Genomic DNA, 4901 nt, shown 5'->3' on the forward strand with positions numbered 1-4901 from the left:
GGAATCCCTTTTGTCAACACAGCCTAGCGGTATGTCAAAGAGTAAAATTTCCTCCGAAACAACACAGAAATAATTGAGCGTCCCAACCTAGCCCGTAAAACAAGCTTTCTGAAAAAAGAATTCGTCGACCCAGTAGTCGTCTCGGAAGCATTTTGACCATGGCGCCGATACAAAAGTGTCGGCTCTCGAACCACTGCTACGTGACCTCTTAACTCCGCTACTAATCCGATGAACCAATCGTGCCAAGGCAAATCATCTTTAAACGGCAACAAAATCTCAAGTAAAGATCGTCTAAACGCCATGCAACATCCCACATATCCGTTCTTTTTAAAGTTGCGAAGAAAGCCTCTTTCAAATCTCAGTTCGTTTAGCATCGATTCAGCAATTACCTCCAATTTCTGGTTTACTACTTTTGCATCCATAATGACCAATTCTGCATTCAACATCTCTCGCTGTATGATCTCAACTCGCCTCGACAACCAAATATCATCTTGATCGCACAATACGATTATTTCATTTTGCGCATAGCTCATCGCACGCTCGAAATTCTTTACAATTGAACCAGTTCGAGTAACTCCCGCGATTCGAATCGGACCGGTTAGCCGAGATATTAATTCTAATGTGTTGTCGGTAGATCCGTCGTCAGAAATGATTACTTCATCGCCATCTCTCAACTGATGAAGTATGCTTATGATCTGTTCTTCAATATAATGGCTTCCATTATAGGTAGCGATACAGACAGAGAGCTTTTCCACAAATTTATACCTTCAAATAGAAATTAAATCTACAGAGTAAGGCACAGAATAACCTCCGCTTAATGGAGCTGCTGTGCACGAGCAACAATGGGGCGGACGAAAATTCCAAACCCGAAACAAAAAAACGTTAAGCATGATACCCGCCGTAAGGGATAGTCCACAACGCTGTGTGCGACGAAAACTAAAACGATTATAAGGCCAACGAACGCCCATTTCTCGGCGATCACCGAACTCCCATTCCTCAAATTTTCACGTAGAGGCTTTAGGAATAATCGTGATAAGCTAAGAACTGTAATAATCCAAACAGCATAGCTAAATATCCCCAGAATTCCCGTCTCGATAATGAACTCTAATATATCACTGTGAACGTGATTTAAAAGCTGAAAGCTTACGTCTTCTAATTTTTCTGTTGCGGCGTAAACTTGCGAAAAACTACCGATTCCAGCTCCGGTAATAATATAATCATGTAGCAATGGAAGGCTCTGCTTAACAAACTCACCGCGCATATCTTCAGTTGATGCGAACATTTTATCAGAGAGCTTGTCGATAAGCGGAATTTGACTTGCAAATATTCCAATCGTTAAGATTAACGCACATGTAGATATGTAGATCGTTGTACGATATTTCGGAAACTGCAGTGACATTAAAATAATTATCGTGATAACACCGAGTGCTAGTCCTGCTCGGCTATCTGTCGCCGCGAGCACGGCCAAAATTCCAGAAATTGATAAGCCCAATAAAGCATACGAAGCCAAGCTATAATTAAATCGACCCTGATAAAGGGCCCACAAGATAGGTAAAGTCGCAGTTAGCGAAATCGCCATGTGGTTCTTATTGGCAAATATTCCTGCAACCACGCCGCGGTGCATCATTGAATAAAATACAAAAACATTTCCGTTTGTCGTAAACTGAACCAATCCAATAATGATGCTCAAGGTAACAAGGGCACACATCAATTGGGCCAGCCATTTGATTTCTTTATCTGATAATTTTAGTATCGCTAATATAAGGCCAAAGGCAATAATGCCGATTATCGCTGAGTAGGCAGTATCGACAGGCGTCAAAGATATTGGTAGCCAATAAGCACCAAAGCCTTCATCGATTAAAATGTTACTTATAGAATGCCGACCTGGTAACGCCTGCCAAAACTCTGGAGGCAACGGAATAATTTGAATGAGTGGAATAACGGGAATCAGAACGATAGAAATTCTAACATTCAATGGAAGGTTCTGAAATTTACTCAATCCTCCTCTTTTTATTGTTTGGAGAAGCATTAATAATCCTGTTAAAGATATAAGTAGAAAATTGAAATTCAGAGAGCCAACGCCCCCTCCAAAAATAATCGACACAATTACAAAGCAGCATATAACAATAAAACTAAAGCTGATACCCTCACGGCTCAAGCGTGCGCTGAACCGCTCTTTTGGGGTCAAAAGTTTTTGGCCTGGATTGACGGGTGTAACCCTATCACGAAATGTGTTCTTCATTCTAAATACCTAAAAATCTGAAATAAAGGGTTATTCACTGAGGTGTCCAGCATCGCGGCGCATGAGCCGTTAATTTTATTGTATTATATAGAATATTGTAGGCTTCATAAGGTCTTAAAGTTAATCGTATTTTTTACTTATAATTGTATTGTGAAGAGCGCGCTATTTCCAATAGAATTTTTGCATTCCCAATATAGCCTTTAATTGTTTTGGAAGCCGACGCTCTAATCGCCCCATTCGATAGCCAATAAGTTTCAAAACTGACCGTGCCAAGGCTGAAAATATCAAACTTGGTTGTTGAGTTGATAGGTAATGCATTTCTGATTTCAAAAATTTAAAACCCTCACCTTCGGCAGAGCCAAATTCCTCCAGCAGCCAGGTATTTCGAGCATGGAATACGCCTACATCAAAATACCTACGAAAATCCTCAATTATTGAATATCCATGGCTGTGTACAACTGCCGCATCGGCATCATATTTAATCTTATATCCCGCTAACAACATGCGGCCAGCAATAACCTGATCCTCTCCAAAATATGAGTCTTCTGGAAAGCCTCCAACTGATTCATATGCGCTTGTTCTATAGGCGCAAAAGCTGTTAGAACAGAAGGTAACTTTTACACCGTAAAGGCCACGATCATCGATTGTTCGAATTTCTGATGCGGCAGGGTAATTGCGTAGTCGTGCGTGGCGTTCGATAAATCCAGCCGCATCCCTAGGTAATTGCCGGCCATATGCCATACCAATATTCGGATCATCGAACATTGTGCACAGCCTAGCGATACTGTCACCACTAGCTGGAATGGCGTCTTGAGTCATGAAAACGAGGATATCGCATTCTCCGCATAATGACGCTGCATACTTACGAGTTCCACCATGGTTAAATTTTTGTCCTGGAAGGCCAAAAACCCGTGCACCGAACTCTCGAAAGACATGGGCAGTATTGTCAGTAGATCCTGAATCAATTACTAAAATGTCTGATGGCTGGATTTTCTGCTTTTTCAGCATGTGAACCATCTGATCGGCTAGATGACCAGCATTTAACGTTGGGATTATTACGGCAACTTTAGTCATATCGGTTTCCATGATTTGGATAACGCTTATCACTTTTCTATGGCACGGCACGCCGCCGCGCTGTGGAGATGGCGCATCGTGGCGTCGAATGTGTTAGCATATTAATTGGTTTAAATTGAACTCCAACCTATTTCGTGACATTTTCGCAATTTTGTATAAGTACTTACTGCCAAAGAAGGTTGCAATGCCATGTTTCGTTTTATTTGATCTCTGATGTAATCGGTGTGTGGCGGTTTAGTGTTTTTTTAGGGCGTATTGTCTTGAATAAGACAATGTCTTGAATAAAAAGCTTTACGTGAGAGATTAGTATTTACCGAAAATGGTGTAGTAAAATAAATTAAGTTGACATCTTAAATGGTTGCGGGTGAGTAATTCATATACGCGGGGTCGATCTATTTTTGTTGGTTGAGTTGAAAAATATTGAGAGTGCGTAGTTGGAGTTATAATTGGGCTACAGTTTAGTAGTTATCTGGTCTTTGTCTGCTGTGTTTTGATAAAAATTTTGGCTTGTAGAGTAAACAACTATTAGATAAGGGGAGTGATGCTTAAAAACAATGAAATAGCTATTTATTTGTGCAGTCGTAATAAAATGTGGTCAGAGGGTGTTTTATTTTTTATAATGGCTATCGCAGGAAATTTTGAAATTCTGATTATATAAAATATATTGCATACTATAATTTTAATTCGATACGCTTTGACCATGTCTCGAGTATTTGCGGGGTTTTCAAAGTCAAGCTGTACGCCCTTTGAAATAATTAAGTCATGATTTTTTTACTACCTGACGGTTCTGACTTTGCAATAGAAAGAAAATCTTTACGGTAGCATGAGCCATGAAATCAGGTGATGAATGCTACAGCTGGCACTGAATTTGGCTAATAGGATTTACTCGGTCAACATTATGCTGGCTAAGGCATCCCTGCGGGAAACCTCGTTTTAACAAATCGGCCTTAGTGGATGAATTTAATCTAGGTCAAGTCAACATTCGGACGGGTTCGAGAGCTGGAGGCCTGCAAAATCCTCGAGCGTTTGCGCAGTTATGGTGATCGTTGATCTGGAACGATCGCGGAGAGCCTTGGTGGATCTGAAGTCTCTGTTCAGTTTGATCGGCCTTCTTGAAGCGTTGAGCAAGGAGGATGTTACGCTTGAGACTTTGGGTAGTCAGTGGGGTTCGGGTATTTCCGTGTCTGGCTGGTTGAAGGGCCTGTTTCCGGCGGCGGCGCGAATGGTGGGCGTTTTCCTTTCGATCCGGTTATAAGGTTTAAGGCGTTGATCCTGCAGGCGCAGCACAACCTAGCGGATGTGCAGATGGAGTTCATTATCCAGGATCTCCTGAGTTGGCTGCGCTTCCTTTTGCTGTAGTGACGTGATGGCGTGGACGACTCCTGCACGAGCTTAGCTGTCCAATGATGGGCCGTTGTAGGTCGACGTCTAGGAGTCGGCAAACGAAGCAGGAGATTGTAACCTCGGTTTGGATCTGGCGAAGAGTGTTTTTCAAGTTCACGCGATCGGGAGCGATGGCGCCGTTCTCATCCGGCGCAAGCTTCGGAGCGCAGAGGTGATCGGCTTCTTCACCGATCTGCCAAGC

At 42.1% G+C, this 4901-nt stretch carries 5 protein-coding genes and 1 pseudogene; 3 read left to right on the forward strand and 3 right to left on the reverse strand.

Features of this window, described 5'->3' with window-relative positions:
- Positions 1-23: 23 nt before the first annotated feature.
- The 3 genes from LI72_RS19825 to LI72_RS19835 form a co-directional block, all read right to left on the reverse strand.
- The gene (locus LI72_RS19825) at positions 24-755 is read right to left on the reverse strand and encodes a glycosyltransferase family 2 protein (protein ID WP_081985286.1); all 732 of its coding nucleotides are present in this window, start codon (positions 753-755) and stop codon (positions 24-26) included.
- A gap of 59 nt (positions 756-814) precedes the next feature.
- Positions 815-2242, reverse strand: coding sequence for an O-antigen ligase family protein (locus tag LI72_RS19830; RefSeq protein ID WP_081985287.1), 1428 nt, complete (start codon positions 2240-2242; stop codon positions 815-817).
- Between the two features lie 162 nt (positions 2243-2404).
- Entirely contained in the window at positions 2405-3316 is a 912-nt protein-coding gene (locus LI72_RS19835) for a glycosyltransferase family 2 protein (RefSeq protein WP_081985291.1), read from the reverse strand.
- Positions 3317-4352: 1036 nt separating this feature from the next.
- Here LI72_RS19835 and LI72_RS20415 point away from each other — a divergent pair.
- From LI72_RS20415 to LI72_RS20615, 3 genes and pseudogenes are all read left to right on the forward strand, one after another.
- Positions 4353-4571 (forward strand): hypothetical protein, encoded by a 219-nt coding sequence (locus LI72_RS20415; protein ID WP_033927476.1) that lies wholly within the window; start codon positions 4353-4355, stop codon positions 4569-4571.
- Positions 4478-4675, forward strand: a complete 198-nt coding sequence (locus LI72_RS19840; protein WP_081985289.1) for a transposase — start codon at positions 4478-4480, stop codon at positions 4673-4675. Before LI72_RS20415 ends, LI72_RS19840 begins: the two co-directional genes overlap by 94 nt.
- A 109-nt stretch (positions 4676-4784) precedes the next feature.
- Positions 4785-4901: pseudogene (locus LI72_RS20615) on the forward strand (IS110 family transposase); the annotation flags it as partial.

The sequence above is a fragment of the Sphingomonas sp. 35-24ZXX genome (assembly GCF_000786215.1).
GTDB lineage: Bacteria > Pseudomonadota > Alphaproteobacteria > Sphingomonadales > Sphingomonadaceae > Blastomonas.

Bases quoted from the DNA above. Each gene is read 5' to 3' on its own strand.
- LI72_RS19830 (WP_081985287.1), bottom strand. From the start codon at position 2,242: ATGAAGAACACATTTCGTGATAGGGTTACACCCGTCAATCCAGGCCAA.
- LI72_RS19835 (WP_081985291.1), bottom strand. From the start codon at position 3,316: ATGACTAAAGTTGCCGTAATAATCCCAACGTTAAATGCTGGTCATCTA.
- LI72_RS20415 (WP_033927476.1), top strand. From the start codon at position 4,353: ATGGTGATCGTTGATCTGGAACGATCGCGGAGAGCCTTGGTGGATCTG.